Origin of the sequence: Gandjariella thermophila (assembly GCF_005405885.1) — a bacterium.
Taxonomy (GTDB): Bacteria; Actinomycetota; Actinomycetes; order Mycobacteriales; family Pseudonocardiaceae; genus Gandjariella; species Gandjariella thermophila.
In genome coordinates this window covers 343,274-370,031 of the sequence record NZ_BJFL01000002.1, presented here as the reverse complement: position 1 = coordinate 370,031, position 26,758 = coordinate 343,274, and the positions used below count along the sequence as shown (strand labels likewise).

29 protein-coding genes and 1 pseudogene are annotated in these 26,758 nt (G+C 70.2%); 21 read left to right on the top strand and 9 right to left on the bottom strand.

From position 1 onward, the window contains the following. Positions 1–119: 119 nt before the first annotated feature. Positions 120–1,580, top strand: a complete 1,461-nt coding sequence (locus FFT21_RS03710) for an NAD-dependent succinate-semialdehyde dehydrogenase (protein WP_137812279.1) — start codon at positions 120–122, stop codon at positions 1,578–1,580. 56 nt (positions 1,581–1,636) lie between these two features. Further along, positions 1,637–3,040: a dihydrolipoyl dehydrogenase gene (lpdA, locus tag FFT21_RS03705; RefSeq protein ID WP_137812278.1), complete on the top strand. Its 1,404-nt coding sequence runs from the start codon at positions 1,637–1,639 to the stop codon at positions 3,038–3,040. 98 nt (positions 3,041–3,138) lie between these two features. Here the strand turns inward: lpdA and FFT21_RS03700 are convergent, their stop codons facing one another. The 3 genes from FFT21_RS03700 to FFT21_RS03690 all read right to left on the bottom strand — a co-directional run bounded on the left by FFT21_RS03700 (position 3,139) and on the right by FFT21_RS03690 (position 5,207). After that, positions 3,139–3,432, bottom strand: a complete 294-nt coding sequence (locus FFT21_RS03700) for a HesB/IscA family protein (RefSeq protein WP_137812277.1) — start codon at positions 3,430–3,432, stop codon at positions 3,139–3,141. Between the two features lie 133 nt (positions 3,433–3,565). Continuing rightward, on the bottom strand, positions 3,566–4,420 hold the full coding sequence (locus FFT21_RS03695; protein ID WP_192909369.1) for an SAM-dependent methyltransferase: 855 nt from the start codon (positions 4,418–4,420) through the stop codon (positions 3,566–3,568). A gap of 118 nt (positions 4,421–4,538) precedes the next feature. Beyond that, positions 4,539–5,207, bottom strand: a complete 669-nt coding sequence (locus tag FFT21_RS03690) for a TetR/AcrR family transcriptional regulator (RefSeq protein ID WP_137812275.1) — start codon at positions 5,205–5,207, stop codon at positions 4,539–4,541. A gap of 220 nt (positions 5,208–5,427) precedes the next feature. Here FFT21_RS03690 and FFT21_RS03685 point away from each other — a divergent pair, with 220 nt between their 5' ends. The 5 genes and pseudogenes from FFT21_RS03685 to FFT21_RS03665 form a co-directional block, all read left to right on the top strand. Then, positions 5,428–6,579, top strand: a complete 1,152-nt coding sequence (locus FFT21_RS03685) for an acyl-CoA dehydrogenase family protein (RefSeq protein WP_137812274.1) — start codon at positions 5,428–5,430, stop codon at positions 6,577–6,579. A 28-nt stretch (positions 6,580–6,607) separates the two neighbouring features. After that, a complete protein-coding gene (locus tag FFT21_RS03680; protein ID WP_137812273.1) occupies positions 6,608–8,137 on the top strand; it encodes a long-chain-fatty-acid--CoA ligase in 1,530 nt (509 codons plus the stop codon). A 17-nt stretch (positions 8,138–8,154) separates the two neighbouring features. Further along, positions 8,155–9,390, top strand: a complete 1,236-nt coding sequence (locus tag FFT21_RS03675) for a serine hydrolase domain-containing protein (protein WP_137812272.1) — start codon at positions 8,155–8,157, stop codon at positions 9,388–9,390. A 10-nt stretch (positions 9,391–9,400) separates the two neighbouring features. Then, the gene (locus tag FFT21_RS03670) at positions 9,401–9,907 is read left to right on the top strand and encodes a transposase (protein ID WP_137812271.1); all 507 of its coding nucleotides are present in this window, start codon (positions 9,401–9,403) and stop codon (positions 9,905–9,907) included. Between the two features lie 4 nt (positions 9,908–9,911). After that, positions 9,912–10,010, top strand: a pseudogene (locus FFT21_RS03665) (IS5/IS1182 family transposase); the annotation flags it as partial. A 114-nt stretch (positions 10,011–10,124) separates the two neighbouring features. Here the strand turns inward: FFT21_RS03665 and FFT21_RS03660 are convergent. Continuing rightward, entirely contained in the window at positions 10,125–11,342 is a 1,218-nt protein-coding gene (locus FFT21_RS03660; RefSeq protein WP_137812270.1) for a GAF domain-containing sensor histidine kinase, read from the bottom strand. A 406-nt stretch (positions 11,343–11,748) separates the two neighbouring features. On the opposite strand from FFT21_RS03660, the gene FFT21_RS03655 reads away from it, so the two are divergent. Further along, positions 11,749–12,429: a DUF899 family protein gene (locus tag FFT21_RS03655; RefSeq protein WP_137812269.1), complete on the top strand. Its 681-nt coding sequence runs from the start codon at positions 11,749–11,751 to the stop codon at positions 12,427–12,429. A gap of 379 nt (positions 12,430–12,808) precedes the next feature. On the opposite strand, the gene FFT21_RS03645 is transcribed toward FFT21_RS03655, so the two are convergent. Continuing rightward, positions 12,809–13,711 (bottom strand): ABC transporter permease, encoded by a 903-nt coding sequence (locus FFT21_RS03645; RefSeq protein WP_137812268.1) that lies wholly within the window; start codon positions 13,709–13,711, stop codon positions 12,809–12,811. Continuing rightward, positions 13,708–14,685, bottom strand: a complete 978-nt coding sequence (locus tag FFT21_RS03640) for an ATP-binding cassette domain-containing protein (RefSeq protein WP_137812267.1) — start codon at positions 14,683–14,685, stop codon at positions 13,708–13,710. The genes FFT21_RS03645 and FFT21_RS03640 overlap by 4 nt, the downstream gene beginning before the upstream one ends. A 112-nt stretch (positions 14,686–14,797) precedes the next feature. On the opposite strand from FFT21_RS03640, the gene FFT21_RS03635 reads away from it, so the two are divergent. The 11 genes from FFT21_RS03635 to FFT21_RS03585 all read left to right on the top strand — a co-directional run bounded on the left by FFT21_RS03635 (position 14,798) and on the right by FFT21_RS03585 (position 23,412). After that, positions 14,798–15,493, top strand: coding sequence for a TetR/AcrR family transcriptional regulator C-terminal domain-containing protein (locus FFT21_RS03635; protein ID WP_225978067.1), 696 nt, complete (start codon positions 14,798–14,800; stop codon positions 15,491–15,493). 123 nt (positions 15,494–15,616) lie between these two features. Continuing rightward, complete coding sequence (locus FFT21_RS03630; RefSeq protein WP_137812266.1) at positions 15,617–16,321, top strand: HAD family hydrolase; 705 nt, start codon at positions 15,617–15,619, stop codon at positions 16,319–16,321. 55 nt (positions 16,322–16,376) lie between these two features. After that, the gene (locus tag FFT21_RS03625) at positions 16,377–17,138 is read left to right on the top strand and encodes a beta-ketoacyl-ACP reductase (protein WP_137812265.1); all 762 of its coding nucleotides are present in this window, start codon (positions 16,377–16,379) and stop codon (positions 17,136–17,138) included. Positions 17,139–17,158: 20 nt separating this feature from the next. Continuing rightward, entirely contained in the window at positions 17,159–17,611 is a 453-nt protein-coding gene (locus tag FFT21_RS03620) for a MaoC family dehydratase (RefSeq protein WP_137812264.1), read from the top strand. Between the two features lie 127 nt (positions 17,612–17,738). After that, positions 17,739–18,770 (top strand): phosphotransferase family protein, encoded by a 1,032-nt coding sequence (locus FFT21_RS03615; RefSeq protein ID WP_137812263.1) that lies wholly within the window; start codon positions 17,739–17,741, stop codon positions 18,768–18,770. 39 nt (positions 18,771–18,809) lie between these two features. Beyond that, complete coding sequence (locus FFT21_RS03610) at positions 18,810–20,033, top strand: acyl-CoA dehydrogenase family protein (RefSeq protein WP_137812262.1); 1,224 nt, start codon at positions 18,810–18,812, stop codon at positions 20,031–20,033. Further along, positions 20,034–21,239, top strand: a complete 1,206-nt coding sequence (locus FFT21_RS03605) for an acyl-CoA dehydrogenase family protein (protein ID WP_225978066.1) — start codon at positions 20,034–20,036, stop codon at positions 21,237–21,239. Then, positions 21,236–22,351 (top strand): acyl-CoA dehydrogenase family protein, encoded by a 1,116-nt coding sequence (locus FFT21_RS03600; protein WP_137812261.1) that lies wholly within the window; start codon positions 21,236–21,238, stop codon positions 22,349–22,351. Before FFT21_RS03605 ends, FFT21_RS03600 begins: the two co-directional genes overlap by 4 nt. Before the next feature lie 138 nt (positions 22,352–22,489). Beyond that, positions 22,490–22,798, top strand: coding sequence for a nucleotidyltransferase family protein (locus FFT21_RS03595; protein WP_137812260.1), 309 nt, complete (start codon positions 22,490–22,492; stop codon positions 22,796–22,798). After that, positions 22,788–23,135: a HepT-like ribonuclease domain-containing protein gene (locus tag FFT21_RS03590; protein WP_137812259.1), complete on the top strand. Its 348-nt coding sequence runs from the start codon at positions 22,788–22,790 to the stop codon at positions 23,133–23,135. Before FFT21_RS03595 ends, FFT21_RS03590 begins: the two co-directional genes overlap by 11 nt. Positions 23,136–23,172: 37 nt before the next feature. Next, positions 23,173–23,412, top strand: a complete 240-nt coding sequence (locus FFT21_RS03585) for a DUF433 domain-containing protein (RefSeq protein ID WP_225978065.1) — start codon at positions 23,173–23,175, stop codon at positions 23,410–23,412. A gap of 150 nt (positions 23,413–23,562) precedes the next feature. Here the strand turns inward: FFT21_RS03585 and FFT21_RS03580 are convergent, their stop codons facing one another. Together FFT21_RS03580 and FFT21_RS03575 are read right to left on the bottom strand one after the other, a co-directional pair. Then, positions 23,563–23,790, bottom strand: coding sequence for a hypothetical protein (locus FFT21_RS03580; protein WP_137812258.1), 228 nt, complete (start codon positions 23,788–23,790; stop codon positions 23,563–23,565). 1 nt (position 23,791) lies between these two features. Next, entirely contained in the window at positions 23,792–24,154 is a 363-nt protein-coding gene (locus FFT21_RS03575; protein ID WP_137812257.1) for a hypothetical protein, read from the bottom strand. 160 nt (positions 24,155–24,314) lie between these two features. Here FFT21_RS03575 and FFT21_RS03570 point away from each other — a divergent pair, with 160 nt between their 5' ends. Then, positions 24,315–25,163: a helix-turn-helix domain-containing protein gene (locus tag FFT21_RS03570; RefSeq protein WP_137812256.1), complete on the top strand. Its 849-nt coding sequence runs from the start codon at positions 24,315–24,317 to the stop codon at positions 25,161–25,163. Beyond that, entirely contained in the window at positions 25,160–25,348 is a 189-nt protein-coding gene (locus FFT21_RS03565) for a DUF397 domain-containing protein (RefSeq protein ID WP_137812255.1), read from the top strand. The genes FFT21_RS03570 and FFT21_RS03565 overlap by 4 nt, the downstream gene beginning before the upstream one ends. Positions 25,349–25,988: 640 nt before the next feature. Here the strand turns inward: FFT21_RS03565 and cas6 are convergent. Continuing rightward, positions 25,989–26,561 (bottom strand): CRISPR system precrRNA processing endoribonuclease RAMP protein Cas6, encoded by a 573-nt coding sequence (gene cas6 / locus FFT21_RS03560; RefSeq protein ID WP_192909368.1) that lies wholly within the window; start codon positions 26,559–26,561, stop codon positions 25,989–25,991. Between the last annotated feature and the right edge of the window lie 197 nt (positions 26,562–26,758).

Below are 26,758 nucleotides of genomic sequence, written 5' to 3'. Positions count from 1 at the left end.
CGCCCGCGGGCGGCATGGTGATCGGCCCGGCAGGGTAGTCCGGCCCCAGGAACACCCTGTGTCGAGCCGCGGCACCCACGCGCGCGACCACGGCGGACACCGGTTCGCGGAGGGATAACATGAGCGACTTCCAGTCCCTGATCGACGCGGTCCCGAAGGGCGTCCTGGTGGGCGGCCGCTGGCGGGACTCCGCGAATGGCAGCCGGTTTCCGGTGCACGACCCGGCGACCGAGCGGCAACTGTGCGAGGTGGCCGACGCCCAGGCCGAGGACGCCACCGAGGCGCTGGACACCGCCGCGGCCAGGCAGCAGGAGTGGGCGGCCACCCCGCCGCGGCAGCGCGGCGAGATCCTGCGCCGGGCCTGGCAGCTCCTCACCGATCGGGCCGACGACCTCGCGCTGCTGATGACCCTGGAGATGGGCAAGAGCCTGACCGAGTCGCGCGCCGAGGTGACCTACGCGGCCGAGTTCTTCCGGTGGTTCGCCGAGGAGGCGGTGCGCATCGACGGCCGCTACGCGCGCAGCCCGAGCGGCGCCGAGCGGATAGTGGTCACCCACCAGCCGGTCGGACCCAGCCTGCTGATCACGCCGTGGAACTTCCCGCTGGCGATGGGCACCCGCAAGATCGGCCCGGCGATCGCGGCCGGCTGCACCATGATCATGAAGCCGGCGCAGCTGACGCCGCTGTCCATGCTCAACCTGGCCGCCATCCTGTCCGAGGCGGGCCTGCCCGACGGCGTGCTCAACGTGCTGCCGTCCAGTTCGGCGAGCCGGATCGTGCGGCCGCTGATGGGCGACGTGCGGCTGCGCAAGGTGTCCTTCACCGGGTCCACCGAGGTGGGCCAGAAGCTGGTCGAGCAGTCCGCCGGCAACCTGCAGCGGACCTCGATGGAACTGGGCGGCAACGCGCCCTTCCTGGTGTTCGCCGACGCCGACCTGGACGCGGCGGTGGACGGCGCGGTGACGGCGAAGATGCGCAACAACGGCGAGTCCTGCGTGGCGGCGAACCGGTTCCACGTGGCGGCGAGCGTCGCCGAGGAGTTCACCGCCCGGCTCACCGACCGGATGGCCCAGATGAAGGTGGGCCCGGGCACCGAGGACGGCGTCCAGGTCGGCCCGCTGATCAGCGAGGACCAGCGGAAGAAGGTGATGGACCTGGTCGAGGACGCGCTGCGGAAGGGCGCCGTGGCGACCACCGGGGCCAAGCCGCAGGACGGTGGCGGGTACTTCTACTCCCCCACCGTGCTGCGCGACGTGCCGGCGGACGCCCGCATCCTGCGCGAGGAGGTGTTCGGCCCGGTCGCCCCGGTCACCACGTTCGCCGACGAGGACGAGGCGGTGCGGACGGCCAACGACACCGAGTTCGGCCTGGTCGCCTACCTCTACACCCGGGACCTGGACCGCGCCGTCCGGGTCGGTGAGCGGCTGGCCACCGGCATGGTCGGCATCAACACCGGCCTGGTGTCCAACGCGGCGGCGCCGTTCGGCGGGATCAAGGCGTCCGGGTTCGGCCGCGAGGGCGGCGCCGAGGGCATCCACGAGTACCTGGACACCAAGTACATGGCGATCAAGCTCGGGTAGCTGGCCGAAGCTTCCGTATCGCCCACCCACCGGCGCCGGCCATATCGTCTGAGGGCATGAGCGAACACTTTGACGTCGTGGTCCTGGGGGCCGGGCCGGGTGGGTACGTCGCCGCGATCCGGGCGACCCAGCTCGGCCTGCGCACGGCGATCGTCGAGGAGCGCTACTGGGGCGGGATCTGCCTCAACGTCGGCTGCATCCCGTCGAAGTCGCTGCTGCGCAACGCCGAGCTGGCGCACATCGTGAAGAACGAGGCCAAGACCTTCGGCATCCACGTCGACGGCCAGGTCACCCTCGACTACGGCGAGGCGTTCCGGCGCAGCCGCAAGGTGGCCGACGGCCGGGTCCGGGGCGTGCACTACCTGATGCGCAAGAACGGCATCACCCAGTACGAGGGGCGCGGCACCTTCACCGACGCGCACACGCTGCAGGTGGCCATGGCCGACGGCGGAACCGAGACCGTCACGTTCGACCACGGCATCATCGCCACCGGGTCGACCACCCGGCTGCTGCCCGGCACCTCGGTCAACGAGCGCGTGGTGACCTACGAGGAGCAGATCCTCAGCGAGGACCTGCCCCGCAGCGTCGTCATCGCCGGGGCGGGCGCGATCGGCGTCGAGTTCGCCTACGTGCTGCACAACTACGGCGTCAAGGTCACCGTCGTGGAGTTCCTGGACCGGGTGGTGCCGCTGGAGGACGAGGAGGTCTCCGCCGAACTGGCCCGGCGCTACCGCCGGCTGGGCATCGACGTGCTCACCTCCACCCGGGTGGAGGCGATCGACGACACCGGCGAGCAGGTCCGGGTGGACGTCGTGGGCAAGGACGGCGCGCGGCGCACCCTGACGGCGGACAAGGTGCTGCAGGCGATCGGCTTCGCGCCCCGGGTGGCCGGCTACGGGCTGGAGCGCACCGGCGTGCGGCTGACCGACCGCGGCGCGATCGACGTCGACGGCCGCTGCCGCACCAACGTGCCGCACCTGTTCGCCATCGGGGACGTCACCGCGAAGCTGATGCTCGCGCACGCCGCCGAGGCGCAGGGCGTGGTGGCCGCGGAGACGATCGCCGGTGCCGAGACGATGGAACTCGACTACCTGATGATCCCCCGGGCCACCTTCTGCCAGCCGCAGATCGCCAGCTTCGGCTACACCGAGGCGCAGGCCCGGGAACGCGGTTTCGACGTGCGGGTGGCGAAGTTCCCGTTCAGCGCGAACGGCAAGGCGCCCGGTCTGGGCGACACCACGGGGTTCGTCAAGCTGCTCAGCGACGCGCGCTACGGGGAGTTGATCGGCGCGCACCTGATCGGGCCGGATGTCACCGAACTGCTGCCCGAACTGACTCTGGCCCAGCGGTGGGACCTCACCGCCACCGAACTCGCCCGCAACGTGCATGCCCATCCCACGCTGGGCGAGGCGGTCCAGGAGGCCATCCACGGCCTCGCCGGCCACATGATCAACCTGTAGATGCCGACGAAACACGGCGTCCCCACCCGAAACGCCACCCGAAAGAGTGACGGATTCCGGCGGGGACGCCTGCGGGTTCCGAACGGGTCCCGGCCCGGTCAGCCCTGGTCGACCACGGCGAAGTTGAGCTGGCCCTGCTCGTCGGGCTGCACGTCCAGCACCTTGTCGCTGAGGTAGAGGGCCGCCTGGGGGTCCAGAAACACCTGCGCCCCCTGGTTGCCGGTGACCACCTCGTCGCCGTCCGTCGGCTCGGCGGCGACGGAAACGGCCAGCGTCGCGCCCTCCTCCGACTCTGCGTGCACGGCGAACCGCAGTCCACCGTTCTCACCCTTTCCTTCGGCCTCGGACAGGGCGTTGATCGCCTCCGCGGCCGCGTCGGTGACGGTGAGCATGGTGTGCGTTCCTCTCGGATTGACGGTGCGTACCCCCGCCACGGTAGCTACCGGCCGCACCGGGCGCCCATCCGGGCGTGGTCGCACCACCGTGTGGTCGAGCCGCCGCCACTCACCTGGCGCGGTCGGCCGGTCACACCACGGCGACCGCGGCGAGCACCCCGCACCGGCGCGGGTCGTCGTCCTCGTCGGCCTGCTCCGGGCGCCACAGCGACGGTGGGACGATGCCCGGTGGCAGCACCGCGAAGTCCGCCAATAACTCCGCGATCTCCGCCCGGCCGCGCAGCACCAGCGGGTCGGAGCTTTCCTGGTACAGCGCCTCCATGCGGCGCATGTCGCTCTCCCGGCCCTCGGCGGTGTTGTGCGAGAACACCAGGTGCGAGCCGGGCGCGAGGTAGTTGCGGTAGCGGCGCAGGATCCCGCGCGGGTCGACCTCGTCGGGAAAGTAGTGCCACAGCAGCGAGACGACGACGCCCAGCGGCTCGTCGATGTCCACAAGGGACTGTGCGTCGGGGTGGGCAAAGATCGCCTCCGGTTCGCGGGCGTCCGCGCCGACCATCGCGGCGCGCGGGTCGCGGGCGACCCGTTCCCGGCCGGCGGCCACCGCGATCGGTTCGATGTCGACGTAGAGCACCCGGCACTCCGGCGCGGCCCGCTGGGCAATCTCGTGCACCATGCCCACGCCGGGAATACCGCAGCCGACGTCCACGAACTGCCGGATGCCCTGGCTGACGCAGTAGCGCACCGCGCGGTGCACGAACCTCCGGTTGTTCGCCGCGATCCTGGGCAGGTCCGGCATGATCTCCATGGCCCGGCAGGCGAAGTCGCGGTCCACGCCGAAGTTGGAACCGCCACCGAGGTAGTAGTCGTTGACCCGGGCGACGTTCGGTGTGGTCAGATCCACCCGGCGGGCGGTCAGCGGGGCGGGGATCAGCAACGAGTCCGGCCCCGGGCTCTCGGTTCCGGAACGGTGGGCCCCGTGACCCACGGAACCCGCCTCGACAGCAGCAACCTCCGGCAGCACGGCGCCAAAGTAGCGGCTCGCGCCGCCGTCACCCTACGAATCCGGTGATCAGTCACCTGAACGGGATCAACCGCGTGCGGGCTCAACCTTTGCCGGCGCACGGATCGGCCAGCGGCGGCAGCGGGCCGACCACCGTCTCGTACAGCCGGGCCAGGCTGTCGATCATGCTGGCCAGGCCCAGTTCGAAGGCGCCCTCGTCCACCTCGATCCGGTGCTCGCGCAGCAGGTGTGCCTCCCGCAGGTGCGGATAGTCACCGGCGTAGAGCCGGGTGTCGGGGTCGAACCCCATGGCGAACGAGCCCAGCGCGGAGCCGGCCACGAAGTAGCGCATCATCGCGCCGATCTGGGTGGCGTACAGCCGCGGCCAGCCGGCGTTGACCAGGCCGCCGTACACCGCGTCGGCCAGCCGGAGGGCGGCGGGCCGGCGGCCGGGGCCGCGGGCCAGGAACGGCACCGCGTTCGGGTGCGCGGCCAGCGCGGCCCGGTAGGACCGGGCCCAGCGGCGCAGCGCCACCCGCCAGTCCTCGGTGCCGAACACCGCGATGTCCACCCGCTCGATGATCGCGTCGCCGACCGCGTCCAGGATCTCGTCCTTGGTGGCGAAGTGGTTGTACAGCGAGGGCGCCCGCACGCCGAGTTCGTGCGCCAGCCGGCGGGTGGACAGCGCGTCCAGGCCCTCCGCGTCGATCACCGCGAGGGCGGCGTCGATGATTCGCCTACGGGTGAGGATCGGCTGACGTGGCCGACCCATACCTGGCCTCCTCCGTGCGGCCGTGCGTGCGCGGCGCCGGGCACCGCGGCTGACACGATCATTGAACTTCTCGGGCGCGACCGCCGCCGCCCATTCTCCCCAACCGGTTGCGTCGTCCCGGCCGATCAAGGATTGGCGCGGTCCGCCGCTTCCGCACGGGCTACCGCGCGGTTAGCATCGAGACACAAAAACTTACAGCGCTAGTTAAGTCGGGGAGAACATGGATCTCGCGCTGTCGGAGGAGCAGGTCGCGCTGCGCGAACTGGCCGCCGACTTCGTCGACCGGGAGGTCGTGCCGCACGCCGCCGAGTGGGACCGGGCCGAGCGGGTGGACGCCGGCATCGTGCCCGCGCTGGGCAAGCTCGGCTTCCTCGGCATCACCATCGACGAGTCCTACGGCGGCTCCGGCGGTGACCACCTCGCCTACGTGCTCATGCTGGAGGAGCTCGGCCGGGGCGACAGTTCGGTGCGCGGCATCGTCTCCGTCTCCCTCGGCCTAGTCGCCAAGACCGTCGCCGGCTACGGCACTGAGGAGCAGAAACGGCAGTGGCTGCCGCGGCTGTGCTCCGGCGAGGCGCTGGGCTGCTTCGCGCTGACCGAGCCGGACACCGGCTCGGACGCCGCGTCGCTGGCCACCCGGGCGAGCAGGGACGGCGGCGACTGGGTGCTCTCCGGCAGCAAGATCTTCATCACCAACGGCACGTGGGCCGACGTCGCGCTGGTGTTCGCCCGCACCGGCCAGCCCGGTACCCGGGGAATCACCGCGTTCCTGGTGCCCACCGACGCACCCGGGTTCCACCGCAGGGAGATCCACGGCAAGCTCGGGCTGCGCGGCCAGGCCACCGCCGAACTCACCCTGGACGGGGTGCGGGTGCCGGACGCCAACCGGATCGGCGAGGAGGGCCAGGGCTTCCGGATAGCGATGGCCGCACTGGACAAGGGCCGCGTGTCGGTGGCCGCCGGGTGCGTCGGCATCGCCCGCGGCTGCGTCGAGCACGCCATCTCCTACGCCGGTGAGCGGCAGCAGTTCGGTCGCCCGATCGCCGGCTTCCAGCTGGTCCAGGAACTGATCAGCGAGATGGCCACGGAAACCGACGCGGCCCGGCTGCTGGTGTGGCGGGCCGCGCACCTGATCGACCGCGGCGAGCCGTTCGGCACCGCGGCGTCCATGGCGAAGCTGTTCGCCAGCGAGACCGCGGTCAGGGCGGCCAACCACGCCATCCAGGTCTTCGGCGGTTACGGGTACATCGACGAGTACCCGGTCGGCAAGTACCTGCGCGACGCCCGGGTGACCACGCTCTACGAAGGAACCAGCCAGATCCAGAAGCTGCTGATCGGCCGGGCCCTCACCGGGGTCAACGCCTTCACATAAACCACCGCAGAACACCGGGAGGGTACCGATGACGCTGTCCCTTGCCTGCACTCTCGCCGAGTCCGCGCGCCGCTTCCCCAAGCAGGTCGCCGTGATCGAGGGCGAGCACCGGGTGAGCTACGAGGAACTGTGGCGGCAGGCCCGCTCGCTCGCCGCCGGGCTGCGCGAACTCGGCGTGCAACCCGGCGACCGGGTCGCCTTACTCTGCCCCAACACCGTGGACTTCCCGCGCGCCTACTTCGCGATTCTCGGCGCCGGCGCGGTGGTGGTGCCGGTGCACCTGCTGCTCACCGCCGACGAGGTGGGCTTCGTGCTCACCGACAGCGAGGCCAGGCTGCTGGTCTGCGCGGCCGGCTTCGCCGAGGTGGCCAGGCAGGCGGGCGCGGCGACCGGGGTGCCGGTGGCCACGCTCGGCGAGGAGGAGGGCCGGGGCACCCGGCTGGAGGACGTCGCCGCGGTGGTGCGGCCGCTGGCCAGCTACGAGCCGCGCCAGGCCGGCGATCCCGCCGTCGTGCTGTACACCAGCGGCACCACCGGCCGCCCCAAGGGCGCCGTGCTCACCCACCTCAACCTGGTCATGAACGCCACCGTGAACAGCTTCGACGCCAACGGTCTCGGCCGCGACGACGTGGTGCTCGGCTGCCTGCCGCTGTTCCACACCTTCGGCCAGACCGTGGCCATGAACGGCGCGTTCCGGTGCGGCGTCCCGCTGGTGCTGCAACCCCGCTTCGACGCGGCGGCGGCGATCGAGTTGATGCTGCGCGAGAACGTCACGGTCTTCCTCGGCGTGCCCACCATGTACCTGGCGCTGCTGGAAGCCGCCGAGGGCCGGGCCGAGCTGCCCGCGCCGCGGTTGTGCATCTCCGGCGGCGCGGCCCTACCGGTGCCCGTGCAGGAACGGTTCCACGCCACCTTCGGCGTCCCGGTGTACGAGGGCTACGGGCTGTCGGAGACCTCCCCCACCGCCACGGTCAACCAGCCGGACCTGGGCAACCGGCCGGGCACCGTGGGCCCGCCGATCTGGGGCGTCGAGGTGGAGATCGCCCGGCCGGACGTGGACGACCGGATCGAGCTGCTGGGCCCCGGCGAGCCCGGCGAGATCGTGGTGCGCGGGCACAACGTGTTCGCCGGCTACCTGAACCGGCCGGAGGAGACCGCCGCGGTGCTGGTGGACGGCTGGTTCCGCACCGGGGACATCGGGGTCAAGGACGCTGAGGGCTTCGTGTCCGTGGTGGACCGGAAGAAGGACCTGATCATCCGCGGCGGGTTCAACGTCTACCCGCGCGAGGTGGAGGACACCCTGCTGGGCCACCCCGCCGTCGGCCAGGTGGCGGTGATCGGCGTGCCGGACGAACGCTACGGCGAGGAGATCCTCGCGGTGGTGGTGCCCAGCGAGGGCGCGGAGCGGCCCGGCGCCGAGGAGATCGTCGAGTGGGCGCGGGAACGCCTGGGCCGGCACAAGTATCCCCGCCGCGTCGAGTTCGTGGACACGCTCCCGCTCGGCCCCAGCCACAAGGTGCTCAAGCGCGAGCTGCGCCGGCAGTTCGCCCAGGCGTGATGGAGCGGAGGACGAGAATGACGAGTCCACTCGCGGTCGAGGTCGACCCCCTCGAGGTCGGCCTCGACCCGGCCCGCCTGGCCCGCATCGACCGGCACTTCGCCCGCTACGTCGAGGACGGCCGGCTGACCGGGTGGCTCACCCTGGTCAGCCGGCGGGGCCGCGTGGCCCACCTGTCCTGCCACGGCCAGCGGGACGTGGAGGCGGGCCTGCCGGTGGAGCCGGACACGGTCTTCCGGATCTACTCGATGACCAAGCCGATCACCTCGGTGGCGGCGATGATGCTCTACGAGGAGGGCGCCTTCGAACTGACCGACCCGGTGAGCCGGTACCTGCCCGTCTTCGCCGACCTCCGGGTGTTCCAGCGCGGCACCGCCACCAAGCCGATCACGCGGCCGGCCACCGAGCCGGTGCGGATCTGGCACCTGCTCACCCACACCGCCGGACTCACCTACGGCTTCCACCACGTGCACGTGGTGGACGAGATGTACCGGCGGGCCGGGTTCGAGTGGGGCTGGCCGCCCGACCTCGACCTGGCCGGCTGCTGCGCGGCGTGGGCGTCCCTGCCGCTGCTGTTCGACCCGGGCACGGAGTGGAACTACTCGGTGGCCACCGACGTGCTGGGCCACCTCGTCGAGGTGGTCTCCGGGCAGTCCCTGGACGACTTCTTCGCCGAGCGGATCTTCGCTCCGCTGGGCATGACCGACACCGGCTTCGCGGTCACCGAGGCCAACGCGGACCGGCTCGCCGCCCTGTACGTGGCCGGCACGGACGGTCGACCGGTGCGCAACGACGCGATGGGCCGCGCCGTGCTGCGCCGGCCGAAGATGCTGTCCGGAGGCGGCGGGCTGGTGTCCACCGCGCACGACTACCACCGGTTCGCCCGCATGCTGGCCGGCCGTGGCGAGTTGGACGGCGTCCGGCTGCTCGGCCGGCGCACGGTGGACTACATGACCAGCAACCACCTGCCCGGCGGGGCCGACCTGGAGACCTTCGGCCGGCCGGTGTTCGCCGAGACGCCGTTCACCGGCGTGGGTTTCGGGCTGGGCTTCGGCGTGATGCTGGACCCGGTGGCGCACCGGACACTGTCCACGGTCGGCGAGTTCACCTGGGGCGGCGCGGCCAGCACCGTGTTCTGGGTGGACCCGGCCGAGGATCTGGTGGTGCTGTTCCTGACCCAGCTGCTGCCCTCGAACACCCACCCGATCCGTTCCCAGCTCCGCCAGCTCGTCTACCAGTCCATCGTGGACTAAGGCGTGTCTGATGGGTCTTGATGTTGAGGTGCGTTATCCGTTGCTGGTGCATGATCGCCACGATCTGACCGATGCCGAGTGGGACCGGTTGGAGCCGCTGCTGCCGGACCGGACGCCGGCCCGGGGCGGGCGCTGGTCGGATCACCGGCAGGTGATCTGGCGGACCCGGGCAGGGGCGCCGTGGCGGTACCTGCCGACGTCCTACCGGAACTGGACGACTGTCTATCGGCATCGTCGCTGGTCAGGCGATGGCACATGGGTGAAGATCATGGACCGGCTACGCGCTGGATGTGACATGGACGAGGGCTCGCAGTGGACTGTCGGGGCCGATTCGTCGACGGTCCGGGCGCATCAGCACGCGGCCGGCGCGTGCCATGCGCCGGCCAAGGACATCCCGGAGCACAAGATGACCCCGCTGCTGGCGACCCCAGCCGAGTCCCCGGTCGAGTCCACAGACGACACAGGGGGTTGGGTCGAATCACAAGAGTTCCACGCCCGCGAGGCCCAAGCGGGCTGACCGAGAGGCGCTGGGGCGCTCCCGCGGCGGGCTGACCACGAAGATTCACCTGTTGAGCGACTCCCGGTGCCGGCCACTGGCCAGGGTCACTACCGCCGGGCAGAACTCATCGGGGGCCTGATCCACCAGACACGCCCTAGTGCGGTGTCCATCAACGATCAGCGGGTCCGGAGAGCCCTCTGACCTCGGTCGAGCCGGGCGGTCAACAAGGTCGACCCTATGTGGACCCCGCACCAAGGCCTGTCGCCGCCGCTAACTCGGGGCTGTGGGTGGCTGGACGCGTAGCGGGGCGGGTAACGGGAACAATCCAGGTCAGGGTGGTGCCCGTGGGGTGGCTGCAGACCGCGAGCATGCCGCGGTGGCGTTCGGCGCGAGCGCGGAGGTTGCGCAGGCCGCCGCGGTGGGTGGTGTCGCCGATGCCGCGGCCGTTGTCGGCGACGCGGACGGCCAACTCCGCGCCGCTGGCGGTGACCTCGACGCGCACGGCGGTGGCGTGGGCGTGGCGGGCGGTGTTGGACAGTGCTTCGCGGACGACCGCGACGACATCACCGGCCAGGGTCGCGCCGATCAGTTCGACCGGGCCGTTGAAGTGCAGCGACGGCGCGAATCCCAGCGGACCGCCGGCGTTCTGGACGACGTCCAACAGCCGTTGCCGCATGCTGCCGGTCGACTGCTGATGCGGAACCGGCGAGGGCCGTAGCCCGGAGATGGTCGTGCGAATCTCGGCGACGACGTCATCGAGCCGGCCCACCAGGCTCAGCAGCCGCCGCCGCAGCTGCGCAACGGGTTCCACGTCCGCGGCGGCGGCGATGCCTTGCAGGGTGATGCCGGTCGCGAACACCTCGGAGATGACGTGGTCGTGCAGGTCCCGGGCGATTCGGTCGCGCTCTTCCAGCAAGCGCAACTGCTCGGCTTGGGCGCGATGGTCGTCCAGTTGCTTCGCGAGCACGGCCTGCTCCGCGAACGAGGTGAGCATGGCCACGTCCTGGTCATCGAAGCCGGGCCGCCCCCGAACCTTGGCGACCCCCAACACGCCCAGGCGTTCCCCGTCGGAATCCACGACCGGGACGCACATGCCGGGGCCGAAGAAGGGAGCCAACAATGAGCGCGCCGGCGGGTAGGAGAACCGGTCGTCCGTGGCCATGTCGTCCCAGAGCTGCGGCTGGCCCTTGACAAAGGCCGGCCCAGCAAGGGAACCATCCACGGGCACCGGGAGCCCCAACAGCGTCTCAGCGCGCTCGCCGACCGCAGCAGGCGTGGCCAGCCAGTCAGGATCACTGGTGGGCACCATGACCATGGCGATGTCCGCGCCCGAGGCCGGCAGGGCGCTTTTCGCGATGAGCGGCCACAAGCCATCCGGGCCGGCGCCGGCCAGCACGGCCGAGGTGATTTCCACGGAAGCTTGCAGCCATGCCTCACGATGGCCGTGTGTCACGCTTGCGGACCGTAGTCAGAGGGCAGTTACTCTTCGACATGGTGTGACGTGGGTCACTGCGTATCTGTGGATAACCCTGTGGATAACCCGACTGTGGGCGAACATGTGTTCGACCCCGGTGCGCAATGAAGCAAGTCGAGGCGCGATGCCGGCGTGGAGGTCTGACCAGTACGCTTCGGTTGCGCCGAGGGACCATCGCGGGCGGTGGCGGCAGCGACGATCCCCGCGACTGCTTCGCCCGCGGGCCGGTGACCGTCCATGTGGAACAGGCCTCCGGCGCCGTAACTGCCGGAGCCCGCTGCCGTCTCGCCGCCTGGCGGGCGCTCGTGCGCGGCCAGACAATGGTGGCCGGTACCGATGGTGGCCGCTGTGCGGCAGTTACCCCTGCCGTCGCCAGGAGGCAGCGATGCGTCACACCAATCTCACCGGGGAGTCGGTCGAATACGCCAACGCCCGCGAAGAGCTGCGGCAGGCCGAGGTCGAGCTGATGCGCCATCGGGAACGGGTCGCCACCCTGCGCCGCCGGCTGCCGCTCGGCCCGGTGGTCAAGGACTACGTGTTCGAGGAGGGCCCCGCCGACCTGCAGGCCGGTGACGCACCGGTGACGACCGTGCGACTGAGCGAACTGTTCACCGGCCCCGGACGCGACCTGGTCATCTACCACTTCATGTACGGCAAGCAGCAGACCGAGCCGTGCCCCATGTGCACCATGTGGATCGACGGGTTCAACGGAGTCGCCCACCACGTCGCGCAGAACGTCGACCTCGCCATCGTCGCCGCGGCCGACCTGCCCACGCTCCGCGAGCACGCCCGGAACCGGCGGTGGACGAACCTGCGCCTGCTCAGCGCCGGGTCCAGCACCTTCAAGTACGACCTCGGCAGCGAGGACGCCGAGGGCAACCAGGACTCGACGGTGTCGGTGTTCACCCGCGGCGACGACGGGTCGGTGTGCCACTTCTACTCGGCGCATCCCCGGATGTCCGACGACATCGACCAGCGTGGCATCGACCTGCTCAACCCGGTGTGGCACATCCTCGACCTCACCCGCCAGGGCCGGCGCGACTGGTTCGCCGCACTGAGCTACTAGACGAGTGTCACCACACCGGCCCAGCGGCTAGTAGTCGCTAGGCTGATTCTGAATCATATTCACGCTGATGGCGGCGCGGCCGCCGGCCCGCACCGGCTGAATTGGATCTCAGCGTAATAATTCCGTCCCGTTGATGACCGGTAAGGCTGGCATTTGTCACGCATTCCGGTTGCGGTGGACGCCGGCTACTACGTCTTCGCACCCAACCTCGGTGGCCTACCGGGCAGCCCGTTCCAGGCCATGGGCCCGATCGCGGAGACCGCCCGGCAGCTCGCGGACTACGTGGCGCGGGTGCTGGCCGCCACCGGCGCGTCCAAGGTGGACATCGTGGGGCACGGGCGGTCGCGGCCCCCACCCGCGACCGCCCGACCGTCGGCTTTCAGTCGGTGCGGTCGAACAGGGCGACGCAGGTGGAGAGGATCGCCACGGTGACCGCCGCGGCGACGAGGACCTGCAGCCCCAGCGGCACCTGCCAGCCGCCCCAGGTGATCGCCGGATTGAACGCGGCCCGCGCCGCCGGCGGGATGTCGATGTGGTCGAAGATCACCGCCCGCATCGGCTGCACCACGTAGGTGAGCGGGTTGATCCTGGTCAGCAGGGACAGCCAGTCGGGGAGGTGCGCCATCGGAAACAGCGCACCGGACAGGAACATCATCGGCATGATGATGAGCTGGCTGGCCGGCATGGCCGCCTGGATCTGCTTGATCCGCGCGGACAGCAGCACGCCCATCGCGGTGAGCATGAACGCGCCGAGGAAAAGCAGCGCCAGCAGGCTGACCAGCAGCAGCGGGTGGTAGGGCACGCCGACCAGGCCGGCGAGGGCGAGCAGCACCACGCTCTGCAGCGTCGCGGTGGTGGCGCCGCCGAGACACTTGCCGACGATGATGGACGCCTTGCTCACCGGCGCCACCAGCATCTCCCGCAGGAAGCCGAACTCCCGGTCCCACACCAGGGAGATGCCCGCGAACGCTGCGCTGAACAGCACCGACATCGCCAGCACGCCGGGGAAGAGGAAGGTGCGGAAGTCCAGCCCGCCGCCGGTGTTGACCACACTGGACAGCCCGGTACCCATGACGAACAGGAACAGCAGCGGCTGCAGCAGCATGGTGAACATCCGAGCCCGATCGTTGCGGAACCGGATCATCTCCCGCCGCCACACCATCAGCGCGGCGCGGGCCTCGTGGCCGACGCCCCGCGGGGTGAGCGGCGGAGCCGCCCGCCGCGCCGGCCGTGCCTCGGGTTCGCGCACCTCGGTGCGCTCGATCTGGGTCTGCTCGGTCATCTTCTCCCTGCCATCGCCCGGAGGAAGGCCGACGAACCGTCCGCCTGCGCGTCGGAGATCGTACGGCCGGTGTAGGACATGAACACGTCGTCGAGGCTGGGCCGGGTCACTGTCACGGTGTCGATCCGCAGCGGCAACGTGGCGAACAGCTTGGGCACGAACTCGGCCCCGCCGGCGACCGAGAAGGTCACCATGCCGTCGTGCATCGCCGCCTCCACCCCCAGCCGGTCCCGCAACTGCCGGATGGCCGCGGCGTCGTCCTCCGTGCGGATCTGCACCCGGTCCGCGCCGACGCTGCTCTTCAGCGCGTCCGGGGTGTCGGTGACCACGATCCTTCCCTCGTTCATGATCGCGATCCGGTCGCAGTTCTCCGCCTCGTCCATGTAGTGCGTGGTGACGAAGATGGTGATGTCCTGCCGCTCGCGCAGCGAGGCGATGTACTCCCAGATCGACGCCCTGGTCTGCGGGTCGAGCCCGATGGTCGGCTCGTCCAGGAACAGCACCTGCGGGGAGTGCAGCAGGCCACGGCCGATCTCCAGCCGGCGCTTCATCCCGCCGGAGAACTTGATCACTTGGTCCCGGCGGCGGTCGGTGAGGCCGACCATCTCCAGCACCTCGTCGATGCGCTCCCGCAGCAGCCGCCGCGGCATGCCGTACAGCTCGCCGTGGAAGCGCAGGTTCTGCTCGGCGGTGAGGTAGCCGTCCAGGGTCGGCTCCTGGAACACCAGGCCGATCCGCCGGCGCACCGCCGAACGCTCGGTGTTGACGTCGTGCCCGGCGACGGTGGCCGAGCCGCTGGTCGCCTCCGCGATCGTGCAGAGGATCTTGATCGCCGTGGTCTTGCCCGCGCCGTTGGGCCCGAGGAAGCCGAACATCTCGCCCGCGGCCACCTCCAGGTCGATGCCGCGCACGGCCTCGACCTCGCCGTACCGCTTCACCAGCCCGCGAACGCTGACCGCCGCCTGTCTGGCCACGAAGCCACCCCTCTTCTCCGCGAGTTCGCGGGCTGCCGCGAACTCGCGTCACCCGTCAAGCCTCGAACAGTGTTAGAGGCACACCTAACTCTAACACTGTTAGTCTGTCAACGTGGTTTCCCGACCGAGCGCCAAACCCGTGTCCCGGGAGGCCATCGTCAGCACCGCCGTCGAGCTCATGGTCGAGCGCGGACTGGCGGCCGTGACGCTGCGCCGGATCGCGGAGCGGCTCAACGTGTCCGCGCCGACGCTGTACTGGTACATCGCCAGCAAGCGGGAGCTGCTGGACCGGGTCGCCGAGCACCTGATGCGCCGCGGCCAGGTGAAGGTGGTCGACCGGCCGGTCCGCGGCCAACCCTGGTGGGAGTGGCTGGAGCAGCGCAGCCGCACCATGTTCGAGGTGATGGTGTCGGTCCGGGACGCGCCGCAGGTGGTCGCCGGCAACCGCCCCACCCTGGACATGCTGGCCGGCTACGACCTCGCGCTCGGCGAGCTGGTGGCCGCCGGGTTCCCGCCGCGCGAGGCGCAGCAAGTGTTCTTCGTGCTCGGCGCCTACATCGGCGGGATGGCGCTGGAGTGGCAGGCCGAGGCCGCCCGCGGCGAGGCCGGCGCGGACGACAGCGCGCTGCTGGCGGCGGCGCAGGACAGCGCCCGGTACCCGCACCTGGCCGCCGCGGCGGCGGACTGGTCCCCGCCGCAGGCCACCTTCGACTACGGGCTCGCCCTGCTGATCCGCGGCATCCGCGACCGGCACGCGGAGCTGACCGGCGAAGCCGCCCGCGCCGGCGAGGAACGCCTCTGCCGCTGACCCCGCCGGTCACCGGCACGGAACGGTCAAGTGACGAATCGCCGCCCCGGTATGGCGCGGACCACAGCGCCGGACCACGCCCTCCCGGTACTTTCTAAGCGCTTGTTCACTTGGGAGGTGCGCATGGGACGAGCGACCGGCGACGCCCCGCCGGCATCCGGCGCGGCGAGGCCGGCCGAGGCGACCATCCGGGCGGCGGTCTTCGACTACGGCGGCGTGCTCACCACACCGGTGCGGGAGAGCATCGCGGCGTGGCTGGCCGCCGACGGCATCCGGCCGGAGACGTTCTCCGCGGCGCTGAAGGCGTGGATGTCCCGGTCGGCGCCGGTGGGCACCCCGGTGCACCGGCTGGAGACCGGGGAGCTGGCCATCGAGGAGTTCGAGCGGCTGCTGGCCGCGGAGCTGGCCACCCACGACGGGTCGCCGGTGGTCGCCGAAGGGCTGCTCACCCGGCTGTTCGGCGCCATGCGGCTGGACGACGCCATGATCGAACTGGTCCGTGAGCTACGCGACCGCGGCCTGCGCACCGTGCTGCTGTCCAACAGCTGGGGAAACACCTACCCGAGGGCACTGATCGCCGAGATCTTCGACGGCGTGGTCATCTCCGGCGAGGTGGGCCTGCGCAAGCCGGACCCGAGGATCTACCGGCTGGCCCTGGACCACGCCGGCGTGGCACCGGCCGAGGCGGTGTTCGTGGACGACGCGTCGCCCAACACCGATGCCGCCGCGGCGGTGGGCATGCGCGCCATCCGGCACACCGACGCGGCCACCACCCGGGCGCGGCTGGCCGAACTCGTCCCCGGTATCACTACCGCAGATATCTCCTAGGCCGCACCCTGGAGAAGGGGCGGACCGCACCATGCAACGTCAGCAGGAGGAACGCGTGACCCAGAGCAACCCCCGCGTCGCGATCGTCACCGGAGCCGCCCGCGGCATCGGCGCCGCCGTGGCCAAGCGGCTCGCCCAGGACGGTTTCGCCGTGGGCGTCGTCGACCTGCACGAGTCGAGTTGTGCCGACACCGTGAAGGAGATCGAGGCGGCGGGCGGCCGTGCCCTCGCCGTGGGCGCCGACGTCAGCAAGACCGACCAGGTGGACGCCGCCGTCGGGCGGGTCGCCGACCAGCTCGGCGCGCCCACCGTGCTGGTCAACAACGCCGGCATCACCCGGGACAACCTCCTGTTCAAGATGACCGACGAGGACTGGGACTCGGTCATCGCCGTGCACCTGCGCGGCTCGTTCCTGATGAGCCGGGCGGCGCAGAAGTACATGACCGAGCAGAAGTGGGGCCGGATCGTCAACCTCTCCAGCGTGTCCGCGCTGGGCAACCGGGGCCAGGCGAACTACTCCACGGCCAAGGCCGGCCTGCAGGGCCTGACCAAGACGCTGGCCATCGAGCTGGGTAAGTTCGGCGTCACGGTGAACGCGATCGCGCCGGGCTTCATCGTCACCGACATGACCGCGGCCACCGCGGAGCGGGTTGGCATGTCCTTCGAGGACTTCCAGCAGGCCGCGGCCGCGGAGATCCCGGTGCGCCGGGTCGGCGTGCCGGAGGACATCGCCAACGTGGCCGCCTTCCTGATCAGCGACGAGGCGTCGTTCGTCTCCGGTCAGGTCATCTACGTCGCCGGCGGCCCGAGGGCCTGACGGGCGAGAGGAGGATGACGATGCGCGTCTTCGCGAACCTCGCCGAGTTCACCGGGGCCAAGGGCGAGCACCTCGGGTACAGCGGCTGGCACGAGGTGACCCAGGAGCAGGTCGACAAGTTCGCCGACGCCACCGGCGACCACCAGTGGATCCACGTGGACGTGGAGCGGGCCAAGCAGGGCCCGTTCGGTGGGCCGATCGCGCACGGCTACCTCACCCTGTCCCTCATCCCGATGCTGGGCCAGGAGATCTACCGGGTGGACGGGCTGCGCATGGGGATCAACTACGGCACCAACAAGGTGCGCTTCCCCCGGCCCGTCCGGGTCGGTTCCCGGGTGCGCGGCGGCGCGGAACTGCTGGAGGTCACCGACACCGCGAACGGCACCCAGGCCGTGGTCCGGTTCACCGTGGAGATCGAGGGCGAGGACAAGCCGGCCTGCGTGGCGGAGACCGTCGTGCTCATGGTCGGCTGAACCGCCGGCCGTGGTGGGTCCGGTGGGGGCGGACCCACCACGGCGCGACACTCCAGCCAGGTGTCTAGCCGACATACCGTCCGGTCGGTATGCTGACCGGGAAGAGAGACCGAGCCGAGGGGAGCCGATGAGCGACAGCGAGCTGCCGGGCCTGGACCTCGAACGCCTGCGGGCCCACCTGAACCGGGAGCTGCCCGGCCTGGTCGGCGGCCCGCTGCGGGGTGAGGTGATCGCCGGAGGAAGGTCGAACCTCACCTACTCGGTGACCGACGGCGCGTCCCGGTGGGTGGTGCGCCGCCCGCCGCTGGGCCACGTGCTGGCCACCGCGCACGACATGGGCCGCGAGTACCGGGTGGTCAGCGCGCTGCGGGACACCGCGGTTCCGGTGCCGAACACGCTGCTGCGCTGCGACGACCCGGAGGTCATCGGCGCCCCCTTCTACGTGATGGAGTTCGTCGAGGGCACCCCGTACCGGCGCAGCGAGGAACTGGCGGCGCTCGGGCCGGAGCGGACCAGGGCGATCGGGCTGTCCCTGGTGGACACCCTGGTCGACCTGCACGCCGTCAACCCGGCCGAGGTGGGCCTGGCCGACTTCGGCCGGCCGGAGGGCTTCCTGGAGCGCCAGGTGCGCCGGTGGAAGAAGCAGCTCGACGCGTCCCGCAGCCGGGACGTGCCCGGCGTGGACGAGTTGCACGACCGGCTGGCCGCCAGTGTCCCGGTCTCCCCCGCCCCGGCGATCGTGCACGGCGACTACCGGCTGGACAACGTGCTGGTCGACGCGGGCGACCGGATCACCGCCGTGCTGGACTGGGAGATGTCCACCCTCGGTGACCCGCTCACCGACCTCGCCCTGCTGGTCGCGTACGCGAAGCGGGAGATGCCCAGCGGCGAGGACAGCCCGGTGGCCAACGCCAGCGGCGCGCCCGGCTACCCGCCGGTGGACGAGGTCGTCGCCCGCTACGCGGAACGCTCCGGCCGTGATGTGTCCACTCTGGACTGGTACGTGGCGTTCGCGTTCTTCAAGCTGGCCGTGATCCTGGAAGGCATCCATTACCGGTTCGGCCTGGGTCAGACCGTCGGCGCCGGCTTCGACCGGGTGGGCGAGCTGGTGCCTCCCCTGGTCGAGTACGGCCTGACCACGCTCAAGGAAGAGTCGTAGCAGCGGTCGCGCGCGCAACCCGCGGACAAGGAGTGACTCATGGACTTCGCCCTCGACGCCCGCACCGAGGAGCTGCGCCAGCGGCTGCTCGAGTTCATGGACTCGCACATCTACCCGGCGGAACCGGTGGCGGAGCGGCAGCTCGCCGAGGCCGACGATCCGTGGTCGCCGCCGCCGGTGCTCGAGGACCTCAAGGCCGAGGCGCGCCGCCGCGGCCTGTGGAACTTCTTCCTGCCCGGTGAGCACGGCGCCGGGCTGACCAACCTGCAGTACGCGCCGCTGGCGGAGATCACCGGGCGCAGCCCCCGGCTCGCGCCGCCCGCGCTGAACTGCGCCGCCCCGGACACCGGCAACATGGAAGTGCTCGCCATGTTCGGCAACGAGCGGCAGCAGAAGGAGTGGCTGGAGCCGCTGCTGCGCGGGGAGATCCGGTCCGCGTTCGCGATGACCGAACCGGACGTCGCCTCCTCGGACGCCACCAACATCGGCACCCGGATCGTGCGGGACGGTGACCAGTACGTCATCAACGGTCGCAAGTGGTACATCTCCGGCGCGATGAACCCGAACTGCAAGATCCTCATCGTGATGGGGAAGACCGACCCGAGCGCCGCCACGCACCGGCAGCAGAGCATGGTGCTGGTGCCCAGGGACACCCCCGGCGTGAACATCAGGCGCGGCATGCACGTCTTCGGCTACACCGACGGCGACCACGGCGGCCACGCCGAGATCGAGTTCACCGACGTGCGGGTGCCGGCGGAGAACCTCATCGCCGAGGAGGGCTCCGGGTTCGCCATCGCCCAGGCCCGGCTCGGCCCCGGTCGCATCCACCACTGCATGCGGCTGATCGGCATGGCCGAGCGGGCCCTGGAGCTGATGTGCCGGCGCACCCTGGCCCGCACCACGTTCGGCCGGCCGATCGCCGAGCATGGCGTGGTGCAGGACTGGATCGCCGAGGCGCGGGTGAAGATCGAGCAGTTGCGCCTGCTGGTGCTGAAGACCGCGTGGCTGATGGACACGGTGGGCAACCAGGGCGCGCACACCGAGATCCAGGCCATCAAGATCGCCACTCCGCGGACCGTGGAGTGGATCATCGACAAGGCGATCCAGGCGCACGGCGGTGGCGGCGTCAGCCAGGACTTCCCACTGGCCGAGCTGTGGGCCGCCGCCCGCACCCTGCGGCTCGCCGACGGGCCGGACGAGGTGCACAAGCGCTCGCTGGCCCGCCGCGAGCTGAAGCAGTACCTGCCGCCGAAGGGGGCGTGAGTGAGCACGGCAACCACGACCACTCAGGTGGACGCCGAGGACCTGCGCCGCCGGGTCCGGGACCTGCTGGCCGAGCACGATCCGAAGACCACCGACCGGCTGGAGTTCCTGCGCGCCCGGTTCGACGCCGGCCTGGCGTGGGTGCACTACCCGGTCGGGCTGGGTGGCCTGGACGCCCCGCGGGCCCTGCAGGCCGTGGTGGACGCGGAACTGGAGGCCGCCGGCGCACCGGACAACGACCCGCGCCGCATCGGCATCGGGCTCGGCATGGCCGCGCCCACCATTCTCCGGTTCGGCACGCCAGAGCAGCACCAGCGTTTCCTCCGTCCACTGTGGACCGGCGAGGAGGTGTGGTGCCAGCTCTTCTCCGAGCCGGGCGCCGGCTCCGACCTCGCCGCGGCCGCCACCAGGGCGGTCCGCGATGGCGACGAGTGGGTGGTCACCGGGCAGAAGGTGTGGACCTCCACCGCGCACACCGCCCGGTGGGGCATCCTGCTCGCCCGCACCGACCCGGACGTGCCCAAGCACCGGGGGCTGAGCTACTTCGTCTGCGACATGACCGCACCGGGCGTCGAGGTGCGGCCGCTGCGGCAGATCACCGGCGAGGCCGAGTTCAACGAGGTGTTCCTCAGCGAGGTGCGGCTGCCGGACACGTTGCGGCTCGGCGAGGTCGGCGAGGGCTGGAAGGTCGCGCAGACCACCCTGATGAACGAGCGGGTGGCCATCGGAGGCAACGCCATCCCACGCGAGGGCGGCATGGTCGGCGTCGTCGCCCAGACCTGGCGGGAGCGGCCCGAGCTGCGCACCCCGGAGCTGCACCAGCGGCTGCTGCGGTTGTGGGTGGAGGCGGAGGTGATGCGGCTGGCCGGGGAACGGCTGCGCCAGCAGCTCGCCGCCGGCCACCCCGGCCCGGAGGGCTCGGCGATGAAGCTCGCCTTCGCCCGGCTCAACCAGGCGATCTCCGGTCTGGAGGTGGAACTGCTCGGCGAGGAGGGGCTGCGCTACGACGACTGGACCATGCGCCGTCCGGAGATCGTCGACTTCCTCGGCCGCAACGCCGGCTACCGCTACCTGCGTGCCAAGGGCAACTCCATCGAGGGCGGCACCTCGGAGATCCTGCGCAACATCATCGCCGAGCGGGTGCTCGGCCTGCCCGCCGAGCCCCGCGTCGACAAGGACGTGCCCTGGAAGGACCTTCCCCGATGACCGACCTGCTCTACTCCGAGGTCGAGGAGGACCTGCGGGCCAGCGTCCGTGGCCTGCTCGCCGACCGATCCGACCCGGCCACGGTGCTGGCCCGCGTCGAGACCGACCAGCCGTACGACCTGGACCTGTGGCGCACCCTGGCCACCGACCTGGGCGTGGCCGGGCTGCACGTGCCCGAGGAGCTGGGCGGCCAGGGCGCGTCCACCCGGGAGACCGCCGTCGTGCTGGAGGAACTGGGCCGGGCCGTGGCGCCGGTGCCGTTCCTGGGCAGCGCGGTGCTCGCCACGTCCGCGCTGCTCGGCTGCGACACGGCCGCCGCCGAGGTGGCCGCTCTGGCCTCGGGTGAACGTCGTGGGGCGCTCGCCGTGCCGCTGTCCGCTGCGCCTTCCGCCCCGTTCCCGGACACGGTCCGGGTGGACGCCGAGGGCCGGCTGTCCGGCCGGGTCGGCACCGTCGCCGACGCGGCCGTGGCCGAACTGCTGGTCGTGCCCGCCGCCGGCCCGGACGGTCCCGAGCTGCGCGCCGTCGACATGCCCTCGGACGGGGTGACCGTCTCCGGCATCGTCGGGCTCGACCTGACCCGCGGCATCGCCGACGTGACCTTCGACGGTGCCGCGTCACGCCGTCTCGCCGGCCCGGACGTGGCCGGTACCGCCTTGACGAACGCACTCATCACCGCCGCCGGTTTGCTCGCCTCGGAACAGCTCGGCGTGGCCCAGTGGTGCCTGGATACCACGGTCGCCTACGTGAAGGAGCGGCATCAGTTCGGCCGGCCGGTCGGCTCGTTCCAGGCGCTCAAGCACCGGCTGGCCGACCTGTGGCTGGACCTGGTCGGCGCCCGCGCCGCCGCCCGCTACGCCGCCGACGCGCTGGCGACGTCCAGTGTGGACGTTCCGGTCGCGGTCGCCGTGGCCGCCTCGCACTGCTCGTCGGTCGCGGTGAAGGCCGCCGAGGAGTGCATCCAGTTGCACGGCGGCATCGGCATGACCTGGGAGCACCCGGCGCACCTGTTCCTCAAGCGCGCCAAGAGCACCGAGAGCGCCCTCGGCACCCCGGGCCGCCACCGCGCCGCCCTCGCCACCCTGGTCGACCTCCCTGCCCCGGTCGCCTGACCCAACGGTCCCGTCCCTGGCGACGACCACCCCTTCCCAGTCGTCGCCAGGGACGTTCTCCAGGGGCCAACAGCCGGTGCCGTGTCGCACGCGACGGACCTGCCCCGGTCGGGCACAATCGACCTGGGAGGTGGGGACGTGCATGAGTTGATCGCGCGGAAGCGGCCGCAGATCGAAGCCCTGTGCCGAGGGCTGGGTATCCGCCGCCTCGATCTGTTCGGCTCCGCTCTCGGCAACTCGTTCGACCCGGCCTCCAGCGATGTCGACGTGTTGGTGGAGTTCGACGTCGGGCCGGGATTTGACTACTTCGGAACGTACTTCAGTCTCAAGGAAGGCTTGGAAGAGATCCTGGGCCGACCGGTAGACGTGGTGAGCGCTACGAGCATCCAAAACCCCTACTTCCGGGACCAGGTAATCCGGACAAAGGAAAACCTCTATGCAGCCTGATCCCAGGAAGTACCTGTGGGACGCGCTACATTCGGTCGAGCTTGCCCAGGAGTTTTCCCGCGGAAAATCCTTCGCAGATTACGAGTCGGACGCCATGCTACGTGCCGCAATCGAGCGCCAGTTTGAAATCATTGGCGAGGCACTGAACCACCTCTCGAAGGTGGCACCACAGATCGCCAGTCAAATTCCCGAGCTACCCAGGATTGTTGCATTTAGGAACATCCTGATCCACGGCTACGCGACCGTGGATGATGCCCTGGTCTGGCAGGTGCTCAGCGACAAACTTCCGGACCTGCGGTGCGTCCTCAGTCGATTGCTCGATCTCGACCACGACTAGCTTCAAACGGTTAGACGGGCACCGCTATTATGTCTGCGTGGCGCCCGAACGGGTCACCGTACATCCGAACCAGATGAACGGCCAACCATGCATCCGTGGTCTGCGTATGCCGGTGGCAACGGTGCTAGCGATGCTGGCCGACGGGATGACGCCGAACGAGATCACCGCCAACTTCCCCGATCTTACGCTCGGCGACATCACCGCAGCGTTGCGGTATGCAGCCGAGGCAGTATCCGAGCGTACAGAAACCTCCCGGCTGCCGGGGAAGATTGGCTGAGGAGGCGGAAGCCGGGAGGTTCTGCGGAAACGTGTTGCCTCGTCCGCAGGTCAACTGTCGATAGGATCACCACCTCTCTTTCTTCGGTCTCGACCCCGCACGACACCTGTTGCAGCGCCGAGCGGAGGGCCGGACCGCCCGAGCAGGACGTCAGGCGCTTCTCGTGCCCGGCCAGGTCGTGCGCATTTCGTCGATCTTGGGGAGGTAGCCGGTCGGGCAGTCACCGATGGACCACCGCACCCGCTGGAACGGCGCGTCAGGATCGGCGACCGGCCACATCAGGCGGGTCGGCAGTCCTTCTGCTGCGATCCGCTCGATCAACGCAGGGACCGTGACGCCCCACTGGTTGCCCGGTCGGTAGACGTGCTGGGCTGCCACCTCACACCTCCCGGTCCGGCAGCGACACGAGGACGCGGATGACCTTCTCCGGCCGCCCCTCGATGTTCAGCATGAAGTCGCCGGCCTGCTCGCCGACCAGCCACGCTCGGGCGGCAACCACGCGGTCGTGGGAGAAGATGCGCAACACGTCCATGTGACTGCCTTCCACGACCCGGATGCCCTGGATCGCCGTGATCTCCCCGGCCGCGTCCCGCTTGTGCTGGAACCGCCATCCCGAGTCCACCCGTTCGCACAGCGCCAGCAACGGTTCCAGTACCGGGTACTCGGCCACGGCGGCGTACGGGTCGATGGGCGGCTGGCCATCGCCCGGCGGCGGCTCGGGCACGAAGCCGTGACGTCGCATGATGGTCTCCCCTCCGGCAGCGGGGCGGGGTCGGCGACCGCCCTCGCTTGCGCGATCCAAAAGCTATGCGCAGCAGGTCATGCGCAGAGAGTGCGCAAGCGCACGTTGAGCCATTGGAGTGATCTACAGCTCGTTGATCAGCCGGTCTACGCTGGGCGGCATGGCGGTCACCCCGACCAGTGGGCGTTCCCGGGCACTCCAACTCGGCGCGGAGCTGCGCGAGGCACGGAAGCGCGCCGGCATGACAGTGGCCCGCTTGGCGGATGCGCTCGGGTACCACCACTCGACCATTTCCCGCTGGGAACGCGGTGAGTCGACGCCGAGTGAGGCAGACACGGCCGCCGTGCTGGCGATCCTGGGGATCACCGGGGAGGAACGGGACCACGTTGTCGACCTCGCTCGGCACGACGACATCCACGACTGGGTCGCGCCAGGAATCGGCAGGCAACTCGCCGCCCTGATCGAGTACGAGCGCATCGCGCACACCATCACGGAGGTCGCTCCGTTACTCATTCCTGGATTGCTTCAAACCCGGGAGTACGCCAGTTCCATCATGCTCGGCGCGGGCATGTCACGGGGCCAAGCCGAACAGGGTGCCGTCGTCCGTCTAGGTCGGCAGCACGTGCTGACCCGCCGTACCCCTGTCAACTTCGTGGCCATCATAGGAGAGCTGGCTGTACGCCATCCGGCCTGCGACAACGATGCGATGGTGGAACAGCTTCATCATCTGCTCACCATGGCGAAACGACCAAATATTGACATCCGCATACTCCCATTCGACGCACACTATACGCCGGCGCTCGAAGGGCAGTTCGTCCTGCTTCAATTCCACCGAGACAAGCCGGTTGTTCAGCTTCAAAGTTACTGGTCGGCGAGCATGATTACGAACGTGCGAGCCGTCCAAAGTTACCAGAACGCCGTTGACTCGATACGCCGCAAGGCGCTGAGCCCGGAAGAGTCAGCCACACTCATCGAAGAGATCCTCAAGGACATGGAGAAGGCGGCATGACATCGACACGGTGGCGCAAGAGCAGCTACAGCGGCGGAAATCCGCAGACAAGCTGCGTCGAGCTGTCCAACACGCTGGACGAGATCCGGGACTCCAAGAACCCGACCGGGCCGACGCTGCGGGTGGACGTGGTCGCCTTCGTCCGCGCGGTCAAGTCCGGCCAGTTCGATCAGGCCGCGAAGTAGCTGCCATCCACCGGACCGGCCAGGCCGAGAGTCGTCAGACCGGCCGGCCGGTCCCGGCCTTTTCTCGCCTCGCGCCCTTCTGACGTGCCATCGCAGGCGCAGATTTCAAGAACCGCCCATAAGTTCAGCGGCAAGGACCGCATTGGGCTTGTACACACGCCCTTCAGCGTGATGTAGTTGATCAGCGTTCGTGTACTGCCAGCACTGCCGCAGTTCGCTTCCCCTTTCTATACGCCTGCGGCTTGAGGTCGGTTGTAACTGCGGCATCAAGGTCATCATGGACTGGGTGCCGTGCCAGTTTCTATACGCCCTGCGGCGTGAGGTTGGTGGTGACCCTATCCTGTCCGGCGGGGGCCGTGAGCAGGTGCGATGTACGGTGCTTGCGAGCTTGGTCGGGTAGAGCAGGTCTGGTGGTCCTTCCTGGGTCGCCCGGATGTGCGTTTTGGCGGGTAGGCGGCCATGCACGCGAGACCGGCAGTGGATCAGTACCGCCGCCCTCCCCATGTGGAGTAATCGCCGACGGCATTCGGCGTACTCGCCAGGCGGGCCGTCGAGACATCCGCCTCAATGGCTGGCCGGCATATCGTGCCGAAGGCCAGACGGGGCCGCGTGCGGCAGGCACGTCACCGTCCACGGCGGATCAGCCCGGTGCGTTGGGATGTGAAACGCGGACGCCGCCGAAGCCGCGGGTGGTGTAGGAACCGACGCCGGTGTACGGGGCCAGCCTGGTAAGCGAATCGACGGCAGCCGGGTCGATGGTGCCATCGACGGCGTAGGTGACTCGGCCGAGGAAACCGCCGACCGTCACCGTGACGGGCTGGCGTTCGCCGGACGGGTTGGGCCGCTCGTGCAGTACGACCCGTTCGACCTGGCTGGCGCCGGAGATCGCGGTGACCACGATCGGGTCCAGGCGCAGGTCGACTTCGAGGTCGCCGACGTGGCGGGCGCCGAAGCGACGCCATGCGGCACGGAGGCTGCCGAACACCGCGGAGGGCGAGGGCCAGGGCACAAACCTGTTGCCCCGCCGGAAGGTGACCGGGCTGACGAATTCCAGTGTCCAGCCTGGCCGGTCGCGCCCGGCCGCCAACTGGGGCCAGGTGACGGCCTCGACCTGTTTCAACGGCGTCGGCATGGCGAGGTCGCCCGTCGGGCGGGCGGATCGCCGGTAGGCGTCGGCGTGTTCGAGGAGTCGTCCCGCCAGGGTGTCGTCCACGAGGCCCAGCCGGACAACCCGGCCAGCGGAACCGCTGGGTTGCAGAGACCACGACCGCGCCTTCGCCGCGACGTGGTGGTCGTCGTCCAGCCAGCGGGACAACCGCCGGTGCATGTCGCGGCGGTCGATCGACGCTCCGTCGGGTAACTCCCACTCCCACACGCTCGGCATGATCACCTGCTTCCGTCGGACGGCAC